This window comes from Staphylococcus sp. TE8, assembly GCF_000692055.1.
Taxonomy (GTDB): domain Bacteria; phylum Bacillota; class Bacilli; order Staphylococcales; family Staphylococcaceae; genus Staphylococcus; species Staphylococcus capitis.
The window spans coordinates 459,666-483,882 of the sequence record NZ_JMGB01000001.1 but is presented as its reverse complement, the minus strand read 5'-3'; the positions used below and the strand labels follow the sequence as shown (position 1 = coordinate 483,882).

The window sequence follows — 24,217 nt, the reverse complement described above, 5'->3', positions numbered from 1 at the left end:
GTTTGATGATAAAATATATCAACATATCTCCCCTTATACTCAAAGGTTATATTATTTCTTTCCTTCTACGTACTCTTTATCGAATACAAATAATCTTAATAATAATATTAACGATGGAATTAATAAAAGTAAACCTAAAATAAAGGCTATAACTAATGCTAATCCCATTTCTGGGTTAACATGAGAACTTGTGATTTTCACAAATGGATGTAATAAAAATGGCAATTTACTCATACCATAGCCAAAGAATGCAAAGAACATCTGTAATATGACCATGATAAACGCTAATCCATGATTTTTCTTAAGAATCGTTAATACACCTGCAATTAAAAAGAAGATAAAACTGATTACAAACATCCACCAATAGTTAAATACAGCATTATTGAAATGATCTGCATTTTGTATTCTTAAAGATAAAAATACAAACAATGAAATAACAATCATAGGCGGGCCCCAGAAAATATGCCATTGTCTTGTTAAGTGGTATGCAGGTTTATCTTTCGCTTTACTAGCATAAAATGTTAAGAAACCTGAAGAAATATATAGAACCGAAATGATAGCCAAGAATACCACAGACCAGGCAAATGGACTTAATAGTAACTGTACCCAGTTCAAATCTATATGAGACCCATGTTCCCTAATATATCCACCTTCCGAGATAGTTAGTGCAGTAGCTAATGATGCTGGAATAAGTAATCCTGTAAAACCATAGAGCACTATCCATGGTAACTTCGTATCTTGTCCGTAATTTTCAAAAGCATAAAAACTACTTCTAATGGAGATAAGAATTAATGCTATTGAACCTGGAACTAATAAAACGGTTCCCAAATACTTTGCAGAATCAGGGAAGAACCCAATAAATCCAACGAAGAAAAAGACGAAGAAAACATTTGTAACTTCCCACACTGGATTAAGATAACGATGAATTAAGTGATTGATCTTCTTCTCTTCACCAGTAATTCTAGAATGTAAAGCGAAAAATCCAGCACCAAAGTCAATTGATGCTACGATGATGTAACAAAATAAAAATATCCATAATACTGTTATCCCAATATATGCGTAAATCATTTTGTTCCACCTCTTTCTTCAATCACTTTGTCTACATCTTGATAAGCAGGTTTATTTCGATACATACGAATAAGTACATAAGCTGCTGTTACCATAAGCACGAGATACAATATACCGAAGAGAATCGTAACTAACGTGATACCACCTGCTTGTGTAGCAGCTTGAGACACACGCATATAACCTCTAATGATCCAAGGTTGACGACCCATTTCAGTTAAGAACCAACCAAATTCTATTGCAAGTAATGAGGCTGGGCCAGTTAAAAGTATTGCATATAGCATAGCTTTATTAACTTTAAATTTACGTAATTTCTTGAAGAATAAAATTAACATATATAGTCCTGAAATAATGAAACAGAACACACCCATAGAAACCATTAAATCAAAGAAATAATGAACAATCATAGGTGGTAAATCATTTTTAGGAAAATCAGTTAATCCTTTAACTTTTGTTTTGAAACTGTCATCTGCTAAGAAACTAAGTAATCCCGGAATCTCAATAGCACCAGTTACTTCATGTGTCTTCTCATTGAGCACACCAAAGAATACTAAGTTAGCATGTGATTGAGTATCATAATGCCACTCGTAAGCAGCTAGTTTTTCTGGTTGCACTTTGTGCAAGAATTTAGCGGAAAGATCTCCAGCTACCATTGATAATATCGTTGATAAGAAACCAACTATCATTGTCATTTTCAATGCTTTTTTATGATAAGTTTTATCTTCAGAATGTTTATTACGTAATAATTTAAACGCCGCTATTGCAGCCAATATAAATGCCATCGTCATACCAGCAGTAGCTACTACATGGAATGCTCTGACAATAAATGAGGAGTTAAACATTGCCTCTAATGGTTGTACATTAACCATGCGTCCACTTTTCATTTCAAAACCTGCTGGTGTATTCATAAATGAGTTAACTGATGTAATAAAAAACGCCGAGAATGAACCACCAATAATTACAGGTAATGAAATAATAAAATGCGTCCATTTATTTTTAAATCTATCCCAAGTATACAGATAAATACTTAAGAAGATTGCTTCAAAGAAGAAAGCGAAAGTTTCCATAAATAAAGGTAAAGCAATAACATGCCCACCCATTTTCATAAATGTTGGCCACACAAGCGAAAGTTGTAAGCCTATAATAGTACCTGTCACGACTCCAACGGCTACTGTAATTGTGTACCCTTTTGACCATCTTTTCGCTAATGCAATGTAGTTTGCATCATTCTTTCTAATACCGATAAATTCTGCAATCGCAAACATTAAAGGCATACCCACGCCGATTGTGGCAAATATAATATGCACTGCTAATGTCATACCAGTGAGAAATCGGCTAATTTCAACTGAATCCATATATAAATCACCTTTTTTATCTATTTTTATTAATAATTGGAGTCACAAGTGTCTAAAATTATAAAACCTCATGACTTTGAACAAAATTAAATTGCTTTAAATTTATATGTACATTTTTTGACAAGACACATAATGTTCACATGTTTGAAATTCTCAACATTTTTCTATATAGTATTTTGAGAATTACTTATGAAAGGACGACCTATATGACTTCGAACATTGTCATTTATACCCAAGATGATTGTCCACCATGCACTTACGTGAAAAATTATTTATCAGAGCAAGGCGTTGATTTTATTGAAAAGAATATTAAAAATAATCAATATCGTAATGAAATGATTGATTATGATGCATTTGCAACGCCTTTTATTTTATTAAATAATGAACCAATGTATAGTGTAGACATGGACAAAATAAATTCTACATTGAATTTAGATAGTAAAAATTAGTCATAAAAATCACTCAACATTATCTTTTCTAGGATGTTGAGTGATTTTTTAATAATTGAGGCCAGCTTATTTCAATTACAGATTAAAAAGAGAGTAAATGCAATGTTGCATTCACTCTCTCATGCTGTATTATTAAGCTATATTATTTTGCCTTATTGTTAACTAATTCCATAACTTCTTCTTGTGTAGCACATTCAATAGCGCGATTAGCTAATTCAGCCATTTCATTTTTACTTAAACCATTAATTTGTCTTCTAGCTTTAAGAATAGAAGTTGCACTCATTGAGAACTCATCTAATCCTAAACCTAGTAATAATGGAATAGCTGTTTCATCTCCGGCCATTTCACCACACATACCAGTCCATTTACCTTCTTTATGAGAAGCCTCTATTACTTGCTTAACAAGACGTAAAATAGAAGGATTATATGGTTGATATAAATAAGATACACGTTCTGACATACGATCAGCAGCTAGTGTGTATTGAATTAAGTCATTAGTACCGATACTAAAGAAGTCTACTTCCTTCGCAAAGACATCTGCTAATGCAGCAGTTGCTGGAATTTCAACCATGATACCTAATTCGATATCGTCAGAAATGTCATAACCTTCATTTTCAAGGTTTTTCTTTTCTTCTAAAAGAATCGCTTTAGCATCACGGAATTCTTTGATAGTAGCAACCATTGGGAACATGATATTTAATTTACCGTAAGCAGATGCACGTAATAATGCACGTAATTGCGGTCTGAAAATATCTTGTTGAGCTAAACATAAACGAATTGCTCTATAACCTAAGAATGGATTCATTTCTTCAGGTAAATTTAAGTAAGGAAGCTCTTTATCTCCACCGATATCTAAAGTACGTACAACAACACGTTTACCATCCATTGTTTCTAGTACTTGTTTGTAGGCTTCAAATTGTTCTTCCTCAGTTGGCATTTGGTCTCTTCCCATATAAAGGAATTCTGTACGGTATAAACCTATACCTTGAGCACCGTTTTCAATAACTCCTGGTAAATCATTTGGCGTACCAATATTCGCTGCTAATTCAGCATGCACACCATCAACAGTTACCGTATCCGCGTCACGTAATTTTTGTAGTTCCTTCTTATCTTCAAAGAAACGTTCACGTTTGTTTTGATAAGCAATTAATTCGTCTTCAGTTGGATCGATAATTACATCACCTGTAATTCCATCTACAACAATCATATCACCTTGTTTGACTTGCTGAGTGATAGTTTGCGTACCTACAACTGCTGCAATTTCAAGTGAACGACTCATTATTGCAGAGTGGCTCGTTCTACCACCGATGTTAGTTACAAAGCCTTGGACGAATTCCTTGTTTAATTGTGCAGTATCTGAAGGTGTTAAATCGTTACCAATTATAACAACGCTTTCATCAATCATACTTGGGTTTGGTAATTCTACACCTAGAATGTGCGCTAAAACACGTTTAGAAACGTCTCTAATATCTGCTGCACGTTCTTTCATGTATTCATTATCCATAGATTCGAAAATAGTAACAAATTGAGTTGTCACATCGTTTAATGCTGTAGCCGCATTAACTTTATCATTTCTAATTTTATCTTGGATAGGTTGAATTAATTCTGGATCATCTAGAACTAATAAATGAGCATCAAAAATAGCTGCTTTATCAGCGCCTAATTGAACTTCTGCATTATTTCTAATCTTAGTTAATTCAACTTTAGATGCTTCGATAGCTTTATTGAATTTATTAACTTCGCCTTCTACATCAGTGACCTGTTCGTTACTGTCAAAAGATAAATCTGGCTCTACTAATAAGTAAGCTTTTGCGATTGCTACACCATCAGAGGCAGCAATCCCTTTAATTAAGTTAGACATAATTATTTAGTTAATCCTTCTTTTGATAAGACATCACTGATAGATTCAATAGCATCAGTTTCATCGCTACCGTCAGCATAAATAGTGATTTCAGCATCTTTACCTACACCTAAACTCATAACACCCATGATTGATTTTAAGTTAACTTTTTTACCGTTATATTCTAATTGAATATCTGAATCAAATTTTGATGCAGTTTGAACTAGCATTGTAGCAGGGCGAGCGTGAATCCCTGTTTCGTCGATAATTACATATGATTTTTGTTCCATAGTTATATTCTCCTTCGTATAGTTAGAATCTTCAATATTATTACAATCTAACATATATTTTATACAATAACTTTACCAAAACCGATTGTTAAATTCAATTCGTTTAAAACCGGTTTCAATATCATTATTTACGTTACATTAGAAATTATATCACTTACTATAGGTTATTGATAACTTTTTCACATTTTTCAACGTGATCTTTACCAAGTTTATTCATAAAGTAGTAACTAATTGAAGCTGAAACAGCTTGACCGATCACTGGGAACCATTTTGTTTGTTTAGCAGCTGCTCGTTTCGCTACATCTTTAATAACAACTTTTAAGAGTGCTTCTGAAACTTTTCTTCCTACAAATTGACTCCCTTGAATCGCTGCAGCAGACATCACTCTCTCTCTTACATCATCCCCTAACGAATTCACTTCTTTATGATCTAAACCATAAATTTTGTTAACATCCTCAATAATGTCTCTCATTAATTTAATATCTACACCGAAGTCTAATCCTGGGATAGGTACAATACTTGCGCCTGATGAAAGTATTGATTTCTTTTTAACTAACGTTAACGCCTGTTCTCGGCGACGCGCTAATTCTTCTTTAGTCTTAGGTAAATTATTTTTTTCTTTAATTTCTTCTATATTTAAAAGTTCATTGCCCACTTTATTAGTGATATCATTTGTGAATTTACTTCTAATACCCAAATTCATACATCCTTTCTTAGTATTGTTTCAATAAAATCTTATACCCAATATTTAAAAATTTAATGCTTAATATCTATAAATACAGCTTTTAAATATTTTGAAGGTTTGTAATGTGGATGAGTCTTGAAATCTTTAGGAAGTCCCATGACCTCTCTTATTTCAAACTCTACCCCCTCTTCATCTAATGTCTTTTTAATCACATTTTTGAACGCTTTTAAAGAAAATGCACTTGAATTTGTACATAATAGCAGTGAACCCTCTGGAGCTAATACACTTAAGGCGCCTTTAACGAGTGAACCATAGTCTTTCTGAACTGAGAATGTCTTTTTCTTATTGCGTGCAAAACTTGGCGGATCAATGACTACCGTTTCATACTGAAGACCATGACGTGCCGCGTAATTATAATAGTCAAACGTATCCATCACATAAATGTATTGAGATTTAGGATCAATACCATTTAAACCAAAGTTTTCTTCCGTTAAGCCTCTTGAACGATTTGCTAAGTCAACACTTGTAGTTGAACGTGCATTCTGAGCTGCTATAACTGAAAACGCTCCTGTATAACTAAATAAATTTAATACATCTCTATCTTCGGAAAATTGGTCTCTTAATTTTTTACGTACTTCCTTTTGATCTAAAAAGATACCAGTCATTAAACCATCTTCTAAATCTACATTATAAAATGTGAAATTTTCTTCAATAGTAATTGGAAACTCAGGGGCTTCACCATCAACAAATCCACCTGTGTATGTTGTATCCTTAAATCTCATTTTTTCATATAATGACGTATAACCAAATACTGTTTTAATTGCTTCTATGATAAGATATCTAAATTTATAAATGCCTTTGGAATACCATTGAATTAATAAATGACTATCATAATTATCAATTGTGAGGCCTCCTACGCCGTCACCCTCAGCATTAAAAAGTCTAAAAGCATTTGTACCATCAATGTTGAAATAATATTCTCTTTCCTCTAATGCACTTTCAAATAATTTTACGAAGAATTGAGTGTTAATGTCCTCATTTTCATCATAACTTAATACCCAACCTAATCCTTTATGTTGACGGCCAACATAGCCAGTTGCGATATACTGTTGTTGATCAGTCACAATTTTAACTAAATCCCCTTCTTTAAGGTGGTCATGTTGGTAAATATCTTCCTCATCAATTAAAGGATATTGATTAAGATATTTAGTTTCTTTACCTCTATTCAATGTTGCTATTTTCATTTTTTACTTTTACCTCACTTTCTATTCTCTTTTTTCAAAAATTAATACGTAAGCACAATTTCAAAATCATTTTAACAAATATCAGTCTTTAATTATATGTAAAAAAGCCACTGTTATTGAATAAACAATAACAATGACTTTTAGTAATCAATTATGGTTTCTCTCTTAACTGTAATGAATAAGCAACAATCATTGCAATTAACATTAACAGTAAAATTGGTGTGATGAAAATTGATAACAATAGACCGTGAATCATAATATTGATAAATTCAGTTAAGAATTTAAAGAATAAAATACTACCCATGAAGAGCTGTAAGTAATAAAATTTATTTCTTAAATAATAAGTTAAAGTTGTAGCAATAAAGATGATGATTATGAATAGTAATAATATGAGTGTGACCCACTCTACTACATATTGCGTTTGAGAAAGTTCCCATTCTCCTGATAAGAATAGGGCGTTGCGGTTATTAAATTCAAGAAATGTAAAGAATAAAATAACAGCTCCACAGAACAACTCAACATACATTGGTTTAATCCATTTTGGCTTTCTCATCCAATTAGGAATATCATCTTCTTGAATATCTACAATATTTTTAACTTTTTCCTTAAATTTATCTCTTTTAGCTCTTATTTTATCTAAATCTACACTTCTTCTAGTCTTACGTGCATATTCTGTTGTTTTATCTTGTAGTTGTTTTAAGTGAACTTTAGTTTGATTAGATACGTTTCCTTTATTTGTTCTAGAAAGTTCAGGTTCTTCCTCGCCTAATTCTTCTTTAGTTAATGGTAATGATCGTCTTAAGAATAAGAAATTCCATATAGACATCTGTCCTAATAACCACATAATAATGAAGAATGTGTTCACACTTAAAATATCTATAGATTCAATTTCATTCGCATCTATACGTCCGTATAAAGAAATTTGTGTAATTAAATAACTAATACCATATGTCACGATAATCCACATATAATGACTTTTACGATTATTTTTATTTAATTCATCTTTATAAACAATGTATCCGATGTGAACGATGAACGGTATAATAAACACAATTGCGAAGAAACCATAAACTTGAGTCATTAATATTAGTGTAATAATAAAATACATAATACCAATAACTAAGAAGAAAATGGATATGTCATAGTCATATTTAATAGTTCTGAATAAAGTATGACCTAAAAGCATAACTAAGATACCAAACAAAATAATAATAATGGCACTTATAACTGGGAAACTACCTATAAACCTACTCATCACTTTTATAATTTCAGCGAAGAATGCATTAAGAAATTCCCATACATTATGTACATGAGTATTAACTTTTTTATCACCATTAAATTGTTTAATCAATGGTAAGTTAATTAGAATGATGAGACCTGTGAAAAGTGAAACGATACCGATAATGTAGCTAAATATGATCTCGGTGTGTTTCCTAAGAAAAGACATACTGTTCACCTCAAACGTTATTATATATGAAGATTTTCTAATTGTCTTTAAATTAACCATGAAATACGTCTATAGACCTATTAGGGTTTATCTATAGAATAACGGGGTATAGTTGTTGTGTAAACAATTATTCCTATTTAAGGGGTGGAAATACTATGGGAAAAGAAGAATTCGAAAAGAAATCTGCTGAAAAAGCTAAAGAAGCAGAAGAAAAACTAAAAGAACAAAATGAAGAAAAAACTGATGATATTGAACAAACGAAAAAAGATGTACAAGATACGTTAGATTAATTACTATAAATATTTGCCATTGAAAAGCTCTCAAAGTTTATACTTTGAGAGCTTTTTATAAAAAACTTTATTAACTTATTTATCCATATCCTCAATTTCCTCAAACTACCTTGACAATACAATAGAAAAATCATACATTTAATTTAAATTAAAATATCGACGCACTAGGGGTGTATATTTACTGAGATGAGGAAATCCTCAAACCCTTCGAACCTGATCTAGCTAGATACTAGCGTAGGAAAGTGTAGTTAACTATAGAATCTGATGAACTTACTTCATTAAGATATATCTTCTGACGCACAACTTTCCTAGGGAGGGTTGTGCGTTTTTTTAGGAGGAGACACAATGTCAAAAGGTTTAAAACTATCAGAAATACTTGTAACTGTATTAATATCTGTAGTCTTCGCAATCATCTATAACTTATGGTGGTTCTTCTACAATATTACACAAGTTGCAGGTATTCACCTAGAGCAGCTTACATATGGTGTTTGGTTTATGGCAGCAGTAGTTTGCTACTTAATTATTCCAAAACCAGGTATCGCAATCTTAGCTGAACTAGCTGCAGGGGCTGGCGAAACAATAGTCATGGGTAAATTTGATATACCTACAATTATCTATGCTTTATTACAAGGTGTAGCATGCGAAATTATCTTCGCAATTTTTAAATATCAATCTCGTTCTGCAGCAGTAGCAATGCTTGCTGGTTTGGTCACTGCACTGGCCACTTTCCCAGTAGATTATTTTTACGGTTACTTAAATGAAGTCGCGGGATGGAACTTATTCTTATTCATTCTATTCCGATCAATTAGCGGAATTGTTATCACAGGATTAGTGTCCTATTGGCTTGTTAAAGCACTTGATAAAACGGGAGTTACTAAACTCTTTAGACCAGCTTCTAAACATGACTACGATAACCTATAAGGGGATTTTTTAATTGTTAAAAGTAAAAAATTTACGTTTGAAATACCCTAACGGGGATAGAAAAATTTTTGATAACTTAAATATAGAGATTAATGATAAGGAAAAAGTGCTTTTACTCGGCCCATCAGGGTCGGGTAAAAGCACATTACTTAATGTACTAAGTGGTATTGTTCCTAATTTAATTGAACTACCAATGAAATATGATGAATTACATGTCGATCATCAAAGTGGTGTCATTTTCCAAAATCCTGATACACAATTCTGTATGCCTAAAGTATATGAAGAGTTAGCTTTTGTGTTAGAGAACCGCAAAATCCCTCGTAGTGAAATGGATAATGAAATTAAAAAAGCACTTGAATCTGTAAATCTTAAAGTCTCTGACCAAACTTATGTAAATCAACTAAGCGGAGGTATGAAGCAGAAGTTAGCTATCGTAGAAACCATTTTACAAAGAGCGGAAACCTTATTCTTAGATGAACCAACTGCTATGTTAGATGTTCAAGCAACTGAGGATTTATGGAAGAAATTAATAGAATTGTGGGATGAACAAACAGTATTAATCGTCGAACATAAGGTTGAACATATTTGGCAACATGTGGATCGCGTACTATTAATGAATTATGAAGGAAAAATCATAGCTGATGATACTCCTCAACACATTCTTAATGACTACGAACATTTATTAACTGAGTATGGCGTGTGGCATCCTAAAGCCTGGAATTATGCGCCACGTCCTATTAAACTAGATATTCAACCTTCCAATAGTTTATTTGAATTTCAACAAGGCCAAATCGTACGTGGTAAACAAACGCTCTTCTCTGTTGATGACTTTGAATTACATAAAGGAGAATGGCTAACTATAACAGGAGAAAATGGTGCTGGTAAAACATCTTTGCTCGAATCAATACTTCAATTAATAAAATATAAAGGTCGAATGACTTATAATAATGAAGAACTGAAAAAGATTAAACAAGCAGCAAAACACATGTATCTCGTGTATCAAAATCCAGAATTACAATTTATTACGAATTCAGTTTATGATGAAGTTTACATTCATTATAACCATTTAGACCCTGAAAATGCTGAACAAGAAACTATTCAATTGCTTAAATTACTTCATCTAGATCAGGTTAAAAATCATCATCCCTTTGAAATATCAACGGGACAAAAACGCCGATTAAGCGTAGCAACTGCCCTTAGTTCAAAGGCAGAAATTGTATTGTTAGATGAACCTACATTTGGTTTAGATAGTCATAATACGTTCCAACTTATTAAACTTTTTCAAGAACGCGTTAAACAAGGGCAAACAATAGTTATGGTCACACATGATTCGGAAATCATTCGTCGATATCCAACACGTCGTTTACATGTTGAAGATGGAATACTTAAAGAGATTGAAGGTGAGCACGTTGTTTGAAAGATGGAAGAAACGTCACACCTTTGTTGATGATGTAAATATTATAACGAAATTAATACTAGGAATCGCACTTTTTTTCTTTATTATCTTCATTCATAATTTCGATTTTATGATTTATATCGTGTTACTCATGTTTATTTTCTTACTATTATTTAATGGTACAGAATTTAAAATTACAGGTATATTCATACTAGTTACCACCCTATTCGCCTTACTATCCTCATTATTTATGATACTTTATGGTGATGGTGAGCATATGTTAGTTAAATTTGGAATCGTTCAAATTAGTGAAGAAAGTATAGTACGAGGCTTACATCTCTCTTTAAGAACAATCACAGTATCAATGTTCGGGATTCTTATAGCATTAACATCTCAAATAGTTATGATTTTTTATAGTTTAATGCAACATCTAAAAATCAAACCCAAAATTGCCTATGCCTTCATGGCAGCAATACGAATGGTTCCTTTAATTATAAGTTCATTAATCCAATTGAGACGCTCATTAAAAATGAGATACCAAATGATTGATGCCTCAAATTATAAAGGACTAAAAAGATTAAATCATTTAGTTATTCCATTATTGAGTCAAAACATACGACTTGCACATCAACTCTCAGTTGCTATGGAATCTAAAGGTTTTAAAGATGGCCCTAGAACGTATTACTACGAGACACCTTTCTCATATAAAGATGTAGTATTTATTGTTTGTGTGTTAATGATTATTGGTCTATCTTTCATACTATCAGGCTATTTACCATTAACTGGCATTCATGATGTACGTTTTGGAAAATTAGGATAAAAATTTCACTATATTCAATAAAGTTTAATCAATTAAATGATAGACATTAAAAAGGAGATGCAACATTTATTGTGCATCTCCTTTTTTACTATTTTATTGCTTTATTGCCTATATCATTACGATAGAAAAGATTATCGCTTTTAATTTTTTCAGCGTTGTTATATGCAGCAGCTTGTGCATCCTTAACCGTAGCTCCTTCACCAATGGCTAGGATCACACGACCACCAGCATTAACAAAATGGTCTCTCTCTTTCTTTAAACCACTAACAAAATAATGAGAATCTGGGTCGAAACCACTAACTTTATATCCTTTATCATATGATCCTGGATACCCTTTAGATGCTAACATGACTCCTACAACTGCTTCATCTTTCCATTTAAGATGAATTGGTTGACGTTGTTCTAAATCAATAATATGTTGCATTAAATCACTTTCTAAACGCGTGAGTAACACTTGCGCTTCTGGATCACCAAATCTTGCATTGAACTCTATCACTTTAGGACCCTCTTTTGTTAAAATAGCACCAATATAGAGCAAGCCAAAGAAATGATACCCTTCTTTACTCATCGCTTGAGCAATAGGTTGAGCAATGCGCTCATTGGTTTGATGAAGTACATCCTCACTAATATGCGGAACAGGACAATATGCCCCCATGCCTCCAGTATTAGGACCTTCATCATTATCATAAGCACGTTTATGATCCTGAGCGATACAATCAAAAGGAACTGCATAATCACCATTAACAAATGTCATTAATGAAAACTCTTCACCCTCTAAAAAGCTCTCAAAAACCACTTGCCCTTGCTCTTTAGTGTAAAGCGTTTCTACACCTTCGATAGCTTCATCTCGGGTTTTGGCAATTATTACTCCTTTCCCAGCTGCTAAACCATCCTTCTTAATAACTACCGGCAATTCACACGTTTTAACATACGTTAGCGCGTCAGATCGATTCGTTACTTCTTTATAATCTGCAGTAGGAATGTCATACTTCTCCATAAGTTGTTTCGCAAAGAGCTTCGAACCCTCAATTTGAGCAGCAGCTTGCCCTGGGCCAAACACTTTTATTCCTTGTTGTCTAAGTAAATCTCCTAGGCCATCAATTAATGGTTGTTCAGGTCCTATGACCACCCAGTCAATGTTATTATTTATAGCGAAATCTATTATCTCTTGATGACTTGACTCGGCTATTTCATTATGAATTTCAGCAACGTTAACCATTGCTTCATTACCTGGTATAGCATAGACCTTTTCAACGAGTGAGGATTGATTAATTTTAGAAGCTAATGCGTGTTCACGTCCACCTGCTCCGATAACTAAAACTTTCATAAGTTTACTCCTTTCTTTAAGTAAAACTTAGTGCTTAAAGTGACGCATTCCAGTCATAACCATTGTGATACCATATTTATTAGCCATATCAATAGATTCTTGATCTTTAATAGAGCCACCAGGTTGAATAATGGCTTTAATACCATGTTCTGCCGCATATTCTACTGTATCCCCCATTGGGAAGAAACCATCAGAAATTAGCGCAACATTATCATTAATTTCAATTGCTCTCTCGATAGCAATTTTAGCTGAACCTACGCGATTCATTTGCCCTGCACCTATACCAACAGTTTGTTTATCATTACTTAGAATCACAGCGTTACTTTTTACAGAACTTACAACTTTCCATCCTAATAACATTGCTTCCCACTGTGATTCAGTTGGACGTACTTCAGTAGCAACAGTCATGTCTTCACGAGTGACATCCTTATTATCTTTATCTTGCACTAAATAACCACCAGAAACAGAAACAAATTCTTGTTCAGCGTTATCAATGGTCATATCTATTTCAAGTAAACGTATATTTTTCTTTTGAGTTAAAATTTCAAGTGCTTCTTCAGTAAATTTAGGAGCAATAACTACTTCTAAAAAGATTGAATGTAATGTTTCTGCTAATTTAGCATCTACAGTACGGTTCAATGCAATAATTCCACCGAAAATGGATTGATTATCAGCATCATATGCATTTTTAAATGCATCTTCAATCGTTTCTCCAACACCTACGCCACAAGGATTCATATGTTTAACTGCTACTGCTGTAGGTTCTTCAAATTTTTTAACCAAACTTAAAGCCGCATCCGCATCTTTAATGTTATTAAAGCTTAACTGTTTACCATGTAATTGTTTCGCACCAGCAATTGTGTGTTTACTATCTGATGTTCTTACAAAGTATGCAGATTGTTGAGGGTTCTCACCATATCTAAGTGTTTCTTTATCACCTTTAAAGAAACTTACAATGGCATGATCATATTGATTTGTATGTTCAAATACTTTAATCATTAAGGATTTTTTATAATCTTCATCTAATTGATTATTTTTAATTCTATCAATGACTTCATTGTAATCTGAAGGATGTACTATTGTTGTTACATGTTTAAAGTTTTTAGCTGCAGCACGCAACATCGTTGGTCCGCCAATATCAATATTTTCAATAGCATCTGCTTCAGTAACATCTGGATTTTCTACTGTTTTTTGGAAAGGATATAAGTTGACGACAACCATATCGATAAGGTCGATATGTTGTTCATTCAATTGATCGAGATGTTCTTGTTTATCACGATCTGCTAGGATACCCCCATGAACAGCTGGATGTAATGTTTTTACTCGACCATCCATTATTTCAGGAAATTGAGTTAATTCAGATACTGACTTTACAGCGATACCCGCATCTTCTAGCGCACGTTTAGTGCCACCTGTAGAATATAATTCATAATCTAATGAAGTTAATGATTTAGCGAATTCTACAATTCCACTTTTATTTGAAACACTTAAAATTGCTTTTTTCATTGCTTAGATACTCCTCTATTTAATGATTTTAGCGATAACTCTAGGATAAAGTTCATATTCTAAATTTTTGACTCTCTCTTCTAAATCTTCTTTCGTGTCGTCCGTTCTAATATCACATTGTTGTTGTTCAATAATTTCTCCCGTATCCATGCCACTATCTACATAATGCACGGTTGAACCTGTCACTGTATCTCCACTATCAAATGCTTGGCCTATTGCATCTAACCCCTTATATTTAGGCAATAGTGAAGGATGTATATTTAACATTCGTCCTTCAAAGGCTTGAAGTAAATCTTGACCAACCAATCTCATGTAACCTGCTAAAACTATCCATTGAACCCCTTCATCGGATAAATGTTTAAGCAACTGTTGTTCATAAGATGACTTTGAAGCAAAGTCTTTAGGTTGGTTAATATGAACAGGTATATTTAATTTTCTAGCTCGTTCTATACACTGAGCATTAGCTTTATCAGTATATAGTGCAGTCACTTCTATGTTCTGCAAATCGCCCTCTTTAACATGTTTAACGATATTTTCAAAGTTACTACCTGAACCTGAGGCGAAAATCGCTATTTTAATCACGATTCTACCCCCATTAAATGAAGTGGCGTATCAGCGTCTTCAATCACTTCACCAATTTCATAAGCTTTCACATCAAGCTCTTGTAAAGCCGCTAAAGCTGTTGATACATCTTTTTTATCTACTATAACGGTATAGCCTATACCCATATTGAAGATATTATACATTTCATCTGTACTAATGTTCCCTTGTTGCTGTAACCAATTAAAAACGTCTAATGTTGGGAACGAAGTTGTATCTATTCTAGCCGACAACCCTTTAGGTAAAGCTCTTGGTATATTTTCATAGAATCCGCCACCAGTAATATGATTCATTGCTTTAATATCCACATGTTTTTTCAATTCTAGAATTGGTTTTACATATAATTCAGTGGGTGCTAAAAACGTTTCTAAGTAAGTCTTTCCATTAAAGTTATCATGTAAATTGATGCCAGATTCTTTAATAAGCTTTCTAACTAAACTATAGCCATTAGAATGAATACCATTCGATGCTAAACCTATAATTGCTTGTCCTGCTTCTACTTTAGAACCATCTATGTACTCATCTTTTTCAACAGCGCCCACTGCAAAACCTGCAATATCGTACTCACCTTCGTGATACATTTCACCCATCTCAGCAGTTTCTCCACCAATTAATGCGGTATTCGTTTGTTCACACCCATCACTCACACCTTTGACGATTTGTTCAATAATTGATGGAACTACCTTATTTGTAGCAATGTAGTCTAAGAAATATAGAGGTTCTGCTCCAGTCGTTAAAATATCATTCACACACATCGCTACAGCATCAATACCAATCGTATCGTGCTTGCCATGATCAATAGCAAGTTTTAATTTCGTACCTACACCATCTGTACCAGAAACGAGTACGGGTGCTTTCATATTAAGTTGAGATAAATCAAAAGTAGCACCAAAACCTCCAAGTCCACCTAAGACTTCTTTACGCATTGTACGTTCAACATGACTTGATATTCTCTCTACCGCTTCATAACCTGCATGAATATTTACACCTGATTGTTCATACGCTTTAGACATGTAAGTTTCCCTCACTATCAAAATAATGTTTATTATTAGCTATATAAGCTTTCTGACGATCGCTTAAATGTGATTTGTAATTCTTTTCATAATCGTAAAGACCTGCTGGATAATCTCCTGTGAAACTTTCAACACATAATCCACGATACGGTGCATCATAATTCAAACCAATTGAGTCAATGAGCCCATCAACACTTAGATATGCTAGTGAATCAGCACCAATGTAATCTTTAATTTCTTCTGGTGATTTACTTGCTGAAATTAACTCTGCAGTAGTCGACACATCAATACCATAGAAACTAGGGAACATGAACTCTGGAGAAGCGATTCTCACATGCACTTCATCAGCTCCTGAATCTTTAAGCATTTTCACAATTCTTTTACACGTAGTACCACGCACGATTGAATCATCTACAAGAATAATTTTTTTACCTTCGACAATATCTTTAACTGCCGATAATTTAACACGTACGCCCTGTTCACGTAATTCTTGTGTCGGTTGAATAAATGTACGTGCAACATATTGGTTTTTAACGAGACCCATCTCATAAGGAAGCCCAATTTGTTCAGCATAACCACTCGCTGCAGACAGTGAAGAATTAGGTACTCCAATAACCATATCAGCTTTTGCAGGGCTTTCTTCAGCGAGTCTTTTACCAGATGCTTTTCTCACAGCATGAACATTTTTTCCAGCTATTGTAGAATCTGGTCTTGCAAAATAAATATATTCCATAGCCGAAATAGCTGTATTTACATGACGTGTATAATTTTTGACAACGATTCCATCATCGTTGATAATGACATACTCTCCAGCATGGATATCTTGTACAAACTCTGCACCCAGAACATCAATAGCGCAAGTTTCGCTAGCTAAGATATATGCACCATTTTCCATTCTACCGACTACAAGTGGACGAATCGCATTAGGGTCAACTGCGCCATAGAGTGCATCTTCAGTAAGTATCGCAAATGTGAAACCACCTTTAATTTGGCGTAAGCTTTCTTTAAGTGCTTCTTCAAAGGTTGGTGCTTTACTGCGACGAATTAAGTGCATGATGACTTCAGTATCAGATGATGAATGGAATATTGCACCATGCTTTTCTAAATTTTGACGTAAAGATTCAGCATTAATTAAATTACCGTTATGACAAATACCGACACTCATGTCATAAAAGTGATATAAAAAGGGTTGTATATTTTCAATCCCTTTATTACCAGATGTTGCATATCGTACATGACCAATTGCATGTGGATACCCTTTTAAATTTTCCATATTAGTATCTTTAATTGCTTCAGTCAGTAAACCTAGTCCTCTTTCCCCTTTAAGTGTTTGATCATCCGAAACTACAATCCCTGCACCTTCTTGACCACGATGTTGTAAACTATGAAGACCCATGTAAGTTAATTGTGCTGCTTCAGGATGATTCCAGATTCCAAATACGCCACATTCCTCATTTAATCCTGAGTTGTTAAACATTGAGCGATTGCTCCTTCCCATGTATGTTTAATGTCTGAAACCTTTTCCGAAATTGTAACTTCTGAATTAGAGACCTTAAATGTGTCATCACTTGTTAATTGACCAATCTCTATAGCTTGATTCATATCTAAAGTCTGACCGTCTTTAACTGAGATAATATAACGACCTTGAGTTTCACTAAATAATTGTGCATTAGTCATATCAAGTTGTGCATGAAGTCCAAGATTATAGTATGCACTTATTTTAGCTAGGGTAAGAAGTAAACCACCTTTACCTACTGTTTGAACATGAGAAGCCACGCCGTTACGAATTGCCTGTTTAATGGATTCACCCTTCTCAACTTCATCGCTTAAATCAATCTCTTCAAATTCATGGTTCACAGAACCATATAATAACTTTTCGATTTGACTTCCACCGAAATCATTACGCGTATCGCCAACTAAATAAAGTTTTTCTCCAGCTTTGGGATGGAAATCGTTTAAATAATTAATATCTTCAATAAGACCGACCATTCCTACAACTGGCGTTGGGAAAATAGACGTACCACGCGTTTCGTTATAAAGCGAAACGTTACCTGATACAACAGGTGTATTTAAAACTTCACACGCTTCAGACATGCCTTTAGTTGAATCAATTAATTGTTGGTAAATTTCTTTCTTTTCCGGTGAACCATAATTTAAGCAATCTGTCATTGCAAGTGGCGTCGCACCAACCGCAATTAAATTACGATATGCCTCTGCAACAACCATCTTTCCACCCTCATATGGTTGATTAAAAACATAACGTGCTTCACCATCAATTGTTGAAGCGATTGCCTTATTAGTTCCTTCTACTCGTACAACTGAAGATTGAAGACCCGGCTTCACTATCGTGTTTGCTCCAACTTGTTGATCGTATTGCTCATATAAATAACGTTTTGAAGCAATCGTTGGATGCTTTAATAATTTTGAAAATACATCTTCTACATCAATATTGCTATAATCATTTTTAGACGTATTGTATTCTTTGTCTTCACCTTCAAGTATATAAACTGGTGCTTCGTCAGAAAGTGGTTGAACTGGGATATCTGCAAATACCTCATCTTCATAAGTTAATACGAATCGATCTGTATCAGTAACTTCACCAATCACTGCACTATCAAGTTCATGTTTATCAAATAAGTCTAAGAATTTTTGTTCAGTACCTTTCTCAACTACAAGTAGCATTCTTTCTTGTGTTTCAGAAAGCATCATTTCATATGGTGAAATATTAGGTTCTCGAGTAGGAACTTGGTCAAGTTTTAAATGAAGACCACTTCCACCTTTAGCAGCCATTTCAGATGAAGAAGATGTTAAACCTGCTGCCCCCATATCTTGAATTCCTACCAGTTCATCGAACGTAATAGCTTCAAGTGTTGCTTCCATGAGCTTCTTACCTACAAATGGATCACCGATTTGAACTGAAGGTCGTTTACTTTCACTTTCTTCAGTTAGTTCTTCAGAAGCGAATGTGGCACCGTGAATACCATCGCGACCAGTTTTCAGACCAACATAAATAACTGAGTTACCAACGCCTTTAGCAGTACCTTTTTGGACCATGTCATGGTCGATGACACCTACACACATTGCATTTACAAGTGGATTGCCATCATATCGATCATCAAATTCAATTTCACCAGCTGTAGTCGGAATACCGATACAATTTCCGTAACCACCAATCCCGCTCACAACTCCTTTTAAAAGTCGTTGATTTTGTTTGACTGATAGTTCACCGAAACGTAGACTATTTAACAAGTTAATAGGTCTCGCTCCTATTGAGACGATATCTCTAATAATTCCACCTACACCTGTTGCAGCGCCTTGATAAGGTTCTATAGCTGATGGATGATTGTGTGATTCCACCTTAAATACGACTGCTTGATTATCTCCAATATCCACTACACCTGCCCCTTCACCAGGGCCCATTAAGACATGCTCACCAGTAGTCGGAAACTGTTTCAAGAATGGTTTAGAATGTTTATATGAACAATGTTCACTCCACATTACTGAAAAGATTCCTACCTCAGTAAAGTTGGGTTCTCTACCAAGAATTTCAACTACTTTATCGTATTCTTTATCACTAAGTCCCATATCTTGATAAAGCTTTTCAAGTTTAATTTCTTCAACACTTGGTTCGATAAATTTAGACATGTTGTTCCCTCCAACTTTTAACCATTGATTCAAACAATTTCACTCCACTGTCAGTGCCTAGTAGTGTTTCTAATGCGCGTTCAGGATGAGGCATCATTCCACAAACATTTCCTTCTTTATTAACAATGCCTGCGATATCTTCATAAGAACCATTAGGATTATCAATATACTTAAGGATAATTTGATTATTTTGTTCAAGTTCATTAAAGATCTCTTCTGTACAATAGTAATGCCCCTCACCATGAGCAACAGGATAAACGACTTCTTGATTAGCTTCATATAAATGAGTAAATGGAGTTTGATTATTAACAATTTTTAAAGTTTCATTTCTACTTATGAAAAGATGAGAATCATTATGAAGCAACGCACCAGGAAGTAATCCAATTTCTGTCAATATTTGGAAACCATTACATACTCCAAGCACTGGTTTTCCTTCTTTTGCAAGACGTTTAACCTCATTAATAATAGGAGCCACACTTGCCATTGCTCCAGATCTTAAATAATCACCAAATGAAAAGCCACCAGGGATCAGAACCCCATCAAATCCTTCGAGGCTCGTTTCACGATAATCGACGTAAGCTGCGTCAACGCCAGATTTAATTGCGGCATTAAACATGTCTCTATCACAGTTAGAGCAAGGGAATACGAGAACTGCGAATTTCATCTTATGCATTCTCCTTTTCTTCAATCACTTTATAGTTATATTCTTCTATCACTGTGTTAGCGAATAACTTTTCACTTAATGTCGTAATGATATTATCAACCGCTTCATCTGTTGCTTCATCAACCGTCATGTATAGAACTTTACCTACGCGTATGTCATTCACTTGTGTATAACCTAAATCATGTACAGCTCTGTTTAGAGCTTGTCCTTGAGTATCTAATACTTGTGGTTGTAAAGTGATGTGCAATTCGATTGTTTTCATTGTTTAAGATCCTCCAATTTATTCAAGAATGTTTGATACGTTTCAATGAGTGAGCCAGTATCATTTCTATAAACGTCTTTATCAAAGTTTGTATCTGAAAATTTGTCCCATATACGACATGTATCAGGAGAAATTTCATCAGCTAGTAAAATTTCGCCATCATGTGTTTTACCAAATTCAACTTTAAAATCGACAAGTCTTAGCTCCATTTCTTCCATAAGTTGAACCAATACTTTATTAATTTCTTTTGCCATATGTTTTAACTTTTCTATTTCATCATCTTTAGCAATATGAAGTAGTTTTACATGATCATCAGTAATTAAAGGATCGTTAAGGTCATCATTCTTATAGAAAAATTCGACTAATGGTTCTTCAAACACGTGCCCTTTTTCAAATCCTAATCGCTTAGTAATAGAACCAGTGGCGATATTTCTCACTACGACTTCTAATGGGATAATGTCTACTTGTTGTACTATTTGTTCTGTCTCTGAAAGTTGCTTAATGAAGTGGTTATTGATGTCGTTACGAGTTAAATAATCAAATATAATTGATGTGATTTGATTATTTAACTTTCCTTTGCCGACCATTGTGTCTTTTTTGGCTCCGTTGCCTGCGGTTACTTCATCTTTGTATTCTACTCGCAATTGATATTCTGTATCGGTAGTATAAACGCGTTTTGCTTTTCCTTCATATAATAATGACACTTATTTGTCTCTCCCTTCGAACTTCATTAACATGTATTGTTCAGTTTGATTCACATCATCAGTAAGTAATGTCATATGCCCCATTTTTCTATCTGGTTTGCGTTGTGATTTACCATAGATATGAACGTGCCATTCAGGATGATTTGCAAATTCATTTTCAAGTAAATCTAAGTCGCGTCCGAGTAAATTCATCATCACTGCTGGTTTCAAGACTTCAATTTGTTGTGGGAGTCTCTGTCCTGTTACTGCTAAAATATGGGTATCAAATTGAGAAAAGTCACATGCTTCTATTGAATAGTGTCCAGAATTATGAGGGCGTGGTGCTATCTCATTAACGTAAAGATTATTTTCTTTATCTATAAAAAATTCAACAGTAAATGTACCTACAAAATGAATTGCATTGGTTATCTTATCCACTTCTTTACGCGCTTCATTTTCTTTATCGGATCTAGCAGGTACGACTGTTTTAAATAAGATTTGATTTCTATGTTCATTTTCTTGTAATGGAAAATAAGTTGTTTGTTGCTCATTTCCGATAGTTACTGTAAGAGAAACTTCCTTATCAATATCAAGGTATTGTTCCGCTACACACTCTTGATTAGAAATTAAATCAATCGCTTCATCTAAATTTGACTCATTTTTAACTAGGATTTGTCCTTTCCCATCATATCCACCAAAGCGAGTTTTAACGATGAATGGATACCCTAGTTCCTTAGAAGCTTGATATAAATCTTGTTTATTTTTTATTTGTAGAAAAGGAACGATTTGTGTTCCAGCATCTTTTAATGTTTGCTTTTCAGTAAGACGATCTTGAAGTAACTGAATTGCTTGATAGCCTTGAGGTATATTGTAGTTTTCTGTAAGTTGTTTAAGTTGTTGTGAAGAAATATTTTCAAATTCATAAGTGATGACGTCTGAACTTTCACCTAGTTCTTTTAATGCTTGTTCGTCGTCATAATTAGCATGAATAAATTGATGTGCAACATAGCGACATGGACTGTCTTCGTTTGGATCAAGGACAATAACCTTAAAGCCCATTTTTTGTGCGGACTGTGCCATCATTTTCCCTAATTGTCCTCCACCAATAATTCCGATTGTTGAACCGAATTTCAGTTTATTGAAGCTCATTTTGCATTGCCTCCACTTTATTCACTAATGTTTTTTCATAATTTTCCAAATTCTTATGAACTGTGTTATCAGTCATACCAATCATTCTAGCTGCTAATATTCCAGCATTTTTTGCACCTGATTTACCTATAGCCGTAGTTGCTACCGGTATTCCACCAGGCATTTGTACTATAGATAATAAAGAATCTAACCCTTTTAAACTTTTTGACTCTATTGGCACACCTATGACAGGTAAAGTAGTCATTGACGCTACCATACCAGGTAAATGTGCTGCTCCACCGGCTCCAGCAATAATAATGTCATAGCCGTTTTGCTTTGCTTGACTAGCGAATTCAAACATAAGTTGTGGCGTACGATGAGCAGAAACCACTTTTTTATCGTACGGAATATTAAATTCATCTAACATCAAGCAACTCTCTTTCATAATCTCCCAGTCTGAAGAACTACCCATAATGACTGCTACTCTCACGTTTTACACCCTTTCAAAAGTTTGGATTGTGATAAGAATTAGTTGTATATTACAGATATAGCATAACAATCATAGGATAGTTTTTCAATCAAAAATCGAACTTTAATTATATTTTTAAATTTAATTTACGTCTTTTGACTATCAATTACTTTATAATTAATGTTAAAGTTAAGATATTAAAGAAATTAAAGGAGGAGTTTTAAGTGGTTGCTAAAGTATTAGATGGAAAACAAATAGCTAAGGAATATCGTCAAGGATTACAAGAACAAGTTGAATCTTTAAAAGAACGTGGTTTCACTCCAAAATTATCAGTTATTCTAGTTGGTAATGATGGCGCAAGTCAAAGTTATGTAAAATCTAAAAAGAAAGCTGCTGAAAAAATAGGAATGATTTCCGAAATTGTACATTTAGATGAATCAACATCAGAAGAAGACGTTCTAAAAGAGTTAGACAGACTTAACAACGATGATTCTGTGAGTGGAATTCTTGTTCAAGTTCCTCTACCGGAACAAGTGAGTGAACAAAAAGTTTTAGAATCTATTAATCCTGATAAAGACGTAGATGGTTTCCATCCTTCAAATATTGGTAAACTCTATATTGATGAGCAAACTTTTGTACCTTGTACACCATTAGGAATTATGGAAATTTTAAAACATGCGGATATTAATCTAGAAGGTAAACATGCTGTTGTAATAGGCAGAAGTCATATTGTTGGTCAACCTGTTTCAAAACTATTACTACAAAAGAATGCAACTGTAACTATTTTACATTCACGATCAAAAGATATGAGTAAACACTTAAAAGATGCAGACGTTATCGTCAGTGCAGTAGGTAAACCTGGCCTTGTAACTAAAGACGTGGTTAAAGAAGGTGCAGTAATTATTGATGTTGGTAATACACCTGATGAAAATGGCAAATTAAAAGGCGATGTAGAATATGAAGAAGTGAAAGAAATCGCCGGAGCAATTACACCTGTTCCAGGTGGTGTAGGACCATTAACAATTACTATGGTACTAAATAATACACTTATAGCAGAAAAAATGCGCAGAGGAATTGAATAAATCTCTACGCTCTATAACTTTCCATTCTTTAAATAA

At 33.9% G+C, this 24,217-nt stretch carries 24 protein-coding genes and 1 riboswitch; of the genes, 6 read left to right on the top strand and 18 right to left on the bottom strand.

The features are described 5' to 3' along the window. Nucleotides 1–51 precede the first annotated feature (51 nt). Together CM54_RS02375 and CM54_RS02370 are read right to left on the bottom strand one after the other, a co-directional pair. Nucleotides 52–1,068 carry a cytochrome d ubiquinol oxidase subunit II gene (locus CM54_RS02375; protein ID WP_002435403.1) on the bottom strand — a complete coding sequence of 339 codons (1,017 nt, stop codon included), beginning with the start codon at nucleotides 1,066–1,068 and terminating at the stop codon, nucleotides 52–54. Beyond that, nucleotides 1,065–2,420 (bottom strand): cytochrome ubiquinol oxidase subunit I, encoded by a 1,356-nt coding sequence (locus tag CM54_RS02370; protein WP_037548688.1) that lies wholly within the window; start codon nucleotides 2,418–2,420, stop codon nucleotides 1,065–1,067. Before CM54_RS02370 ends, CM54_RS02375 begins: the two co-directional genes overlap by 4 nt. Before the next feature lie 206 nt (nucleotides 2,421–2,626). Here CM54_RS02370 and CM54_RS02365 point away from each other — a divergent pair, with 206 nt between their 5' ends. Next, nucleotides 2,627–2,869: a glutaredoxin family protein gene (locus CM54_RS02365; protein ID WP_037548686.1), complete on the top strand. Its 243-nt coding sequence runs from the start codon at nucleotides 2,627–2,629 to the stop codon at nucleotides 2,867–2,869. Between the two features lie 142 nt (nucleotides 2,870–3,011). Here CM54_RS02365 and ptsP read toward each other — a convergent pair whose 3' ends face one another. The 5 genes from ptsP to auxA all read right to left on the bottom strand — a co-directional run bounded on the left by ptsP (nucleotide 3,012) and on the right by auxA (nucleotide 8,375). Further along, nucleotides 3,012–4,730, bottom strand: a complete 1,719-nt coding sequence (gene ptsP / locus CM54_RS02360) for a phosphoenolpyruvate--protein phosphotransferase (RefSeq protein WP_002469960.1) — start codon at nucleotides 4,728–4,730, stop codon at nucleotides 3,012–3,014. Between the two features lie 2 nt (nucleotides 4,731–4,732). Beyond that, nucleotides 4,733–4,999: a phosphocarrier protein HPr gene (locus tag CM54_RS02355; protein ID WP_002435387.1), complete on the bottom strand. Its 267-nt coding sequence runs from the start codon at nucleotides 4,997–4,999 to the stop codon at nucleotides 4,733–4,735. Between the two features lie 157 nt (nucleotides 5,000–5,156). Next, a complete protein-coding gene (locus CM54_RS02350; protein WP_002435405.1) occupies nucleotides 5,157–5,696 on the bottom strand; it encodes a hypothetical protein in 540 nt (179 codons plus the stop codon). 59 nt (nucleotides 5,697–5,755) lie between these two features. Next, nucleotides 5,756–6,928, bottom strand: coding sequence for a class I SAM-dependent rRNA methyltransferase (locus CM54_RS02345; RefSeq protein ID WP_023350473.1), 1,173 nt, complete (start codon nucleotides 6,926–6,928; stop codon nucleotides 5,756–5,758). A 151-nt stretch (nucleotides 6,929–7,079) separates the two neighbouring features. Beyond that, complete coding sequence (gene auxA / locus CM54_RS02340) at nucleotides 7,080–8,375, bottom strand: lipoteichoic acid stability factor AuxA (RefSeq protein WP_002435336.1); 1,296 nt, start codon at nucleotides 8,373–8,375, stop codon at nucleotides 7,080–7,082. 155 nt (nucleotides 8,376–8,530) lie between these two features. Between auxA and graF the strand changes: the two genes are divergently transcribed. The 4 genes from graF to CM54_RS02325 all read left to right on the top strand — a co-directional run bounded on the left by graF (nucleotide 8,531) and on the right by CM54_RS02325 (nucleotide 11,802). Next, on the top strand, nucleotides 8,531–8,665 hold the full coding sequence (graF, locus tag CM54_RS12505; protein ID WP_002435469.1) for a glycopeptide resistance-associated protein GraF: 135 nt from the start codon (nucleotides 8,531–8,533) through the stop codon (nucleotides 8,663–8,665). Between the two features lie 156 nt (nucleotides 8,666–8,821). Continuing rightward, nucleotides 8,822–8,923, top strand: a riboswitch (TPP riboswitch). An 87-nt stretch (nucleotides 8,924–9,010) separates the two neighbouring features. Next, complete coding sequence (locus tag CM54_RS02335; protein ID WP_037548683.1) at nucleotides 9,011–9,586, top strand: ECF transporter S component; 576 nt, start codon at nucleotides 9,011–9,013, stop codon at nucleotides 9,584–9,586. A gap of 13 nt (nucleotides 9,587–9,599) precedes the next feature. Then, nucleotides 9,600–11,003, top strand: coding sequence for an ABC transporter ATP-binding protein (locus CM54_RS02330; RefSeq protein ID WP_030065184.1), 1,404 nt, complete (start codon nucleotides 9,600–9,602; stop codon nucleotides 11,001–11,003). Beyond that, nucleotides 10,996–11,802 carry an energy-coupling factor transporter transmembrane component T family protein gene (locus CM54_RS02325; RefSeq protein ID WP_037548673.1) on the top strand — a complete coding sequence of 269 codons (807 nt, stop codon included), beginning with the start codon at nucleotides 10,996–10,998 and terminating at the stop codon, nucleotides 11,800–11,802. The genes CM54_RS02330 and CM54_RS02325 overlap by 8 nt, the downstream gene beginning before the upstream one ends. 88 nt (nucleotides 11,803–11,890) lie before the next feature. Here the strand turns inward: CM54_RS02325 and purD are convergent, their stop codons facing one another. The 11 genes from purD to purE are packed head-to-tail and all read right to left on the bottom strand — an operon-like array spanning nucleotide 11,891 to nucleotide 23,120. Beyond that, nucleotides 11,891–13,129 (bottom strand): phosphoribosylamine--glycine ligase, encoded by a 1,239-nt coding sequence (purD, locus tag CM54_RS02320; RefSeq protein ID WP_037548671.1) that lies wholly within the window; start codon nucleotides 13,127–13,129, stop codon nucleotides 11,891–11,893. Nucleotides 13,130–13,156: 27 nt separating this feature from the next. Continuing rightward, nucleotides 13,157–14,635, bottom strand: a complete 1,479-nt coding sequence (gene purH / locus CM54_RS02315) for a bifunctional phosphoribosylaminoimidazolecarboxamide formyltransferase/IMP cyclohydrolase (protein WP_002435431.1) — start codon at nucleotides 14,633–14,635, stop codon at nucleotides 13,157–13,159. A gap of 15 nt (nucleotides 14,636–14,650) precedes the next feature. Beyond that, nucleotides 14,651–15,217, bottom strand: a complete 567-nt coding sequence (gene purN / locus CM54_RS02310; protein WP_030065175.1) for a phosphoribosylglycinamide formyltransferase — start codon at nucleotides 15,215–15,217, stop codon at nucleotides 14,651–14,653. Further along, the gene (purM, locus tag CM54_RS02305; RefSeq protein ID WP_037548668.1) at nucleotides 15,214–16,248 is read right to left on the bottom strand and encodes a phosphoribosylformylglycinamidine cyclo-ligase; all 1,035 of its coding nucleotides are present in this window, start codon (nucleotides 16,246–16,248) and stop codon (nucleotides 15,214–15,216) included. The genes purN and purM overlap by 4 nt, the downstream gene beginning before the upstream one ends. Next, nucleotides 16,241–17,725: an amidophosphoribosyltransferase gene (gene purF, locus CM54_RS02300; RefSeq protein ID WP_002435420.1), complete on the bottom strand. Its 1,485-nt coding sequence runs from the start codon at nucleotides 17,723–17,725 to the stop codon at nucleotides 16,241–16,243. The genes purM and purF overlap by 8 nt, the downstream gene beginning before the upstream one ends. Further along, nucleotides 17,704–19,893, bottom strand: coding sequence for a phosphoribosylformylglycinamidine synthase subunit PurL (gene purL, locus CM54_RS02295; protein WP_002435462.1), 2,190 nt, complete (start codon nucleotides 19,891–19,893; stop codon nucleotides 17,704–17,706). The genes purF and purL overlap by 22 nt, the downstream gene beginning before the upstream one ends. Then, nucleotides 19,886–20,557 (bottom strand): phosphoribosylformylglycinamidine synthase subunit PurQ, encoded by a 672-nt coding sequence (gene purQ / locus CM54_RS02290; protein WP_037548667.1) that lies wholly within the window; start codon nucleotides 20,555–20,557, stop codon nucleotides 19,886–19,888. Before purQ ends, purL begins: the two co-directional genes overlap by 8 nt. Nucleotide 20,558: 1 nt before the next feature. After that, nucleotides 20,559–20,819: a phosphoribosylformylglycinamidine synthase subunit PurS gene (gene purS / locus CM54_RS02285; protein WP_030065170.1), complete on the bottom strand. Its 261-nt coding sequence runs from the start codon at nucleotides 20,817–20,819 to the stop codon at nucleotides 20,559–20,561. Beyond that, complete coding sequence (purC, locus tag CM54_RS02280) at nucleotides 20,816–21,523, bottom strand: phosphoribosylaminoimidazolesuccinocarboxamide synthase (protein ID WP_037548665.1); 708 nt, start codon at nucleotides 21,521–21,523, stop codon at nucleotides 20,816–20,818. Before purC ends, purS begins: the two co-directional genes overlap by 4 nt. Next, the gene (gene purK / locus CM54_RS02275) at nucleotides 21,524–22,651 is read right to left on the bottom strand and encodes a 5-(carboxyamino)imidazole ribonucleotide synthase (protein ID WP_037548663.1); all 1,128 of its coding nucleotides are present in this window, start codon (nucleotides 22,649–22,651) and stop codon (nucleotides 21,524–21,526) included. Continuing rightward, nucleotides 22,638–23,120, bottom strand: coding sequence for a 5-(carboxyamino)imidazole ribonucleotide mutase (purE, locus tag CM54_RS02270; RefSeq protein WP_037548660.1), 483 nt, complete (start codon nucleotides 23,118–23,120; stop codon nucleotides 22,638–22,640). Before purE ends, purK begins: the two co-directional genes overlap by 14 nt. Nucleotides 23,121–23,323: 203 nt before the next feature. Between purE and folD the strand changes: the two genes are divergently transcribed. Beyond that, nucleotides 23,324–24,181, top strand: coding sequence for a bifunctional methylenetetrahydrofolate dehydrogenase/methenyltetrahydrofolate cyclohydrolase FolD (gene folD, locus CM54_RS02265; protein WP_002435335.1), 858 nt, complete (start codon nucleotides 23,324–23,326; stop codon nucleotides 24,179–24,181). The last annotated feature ends 36 nt before the right edge of the window (nucleotides 24,182–24,217 follow it).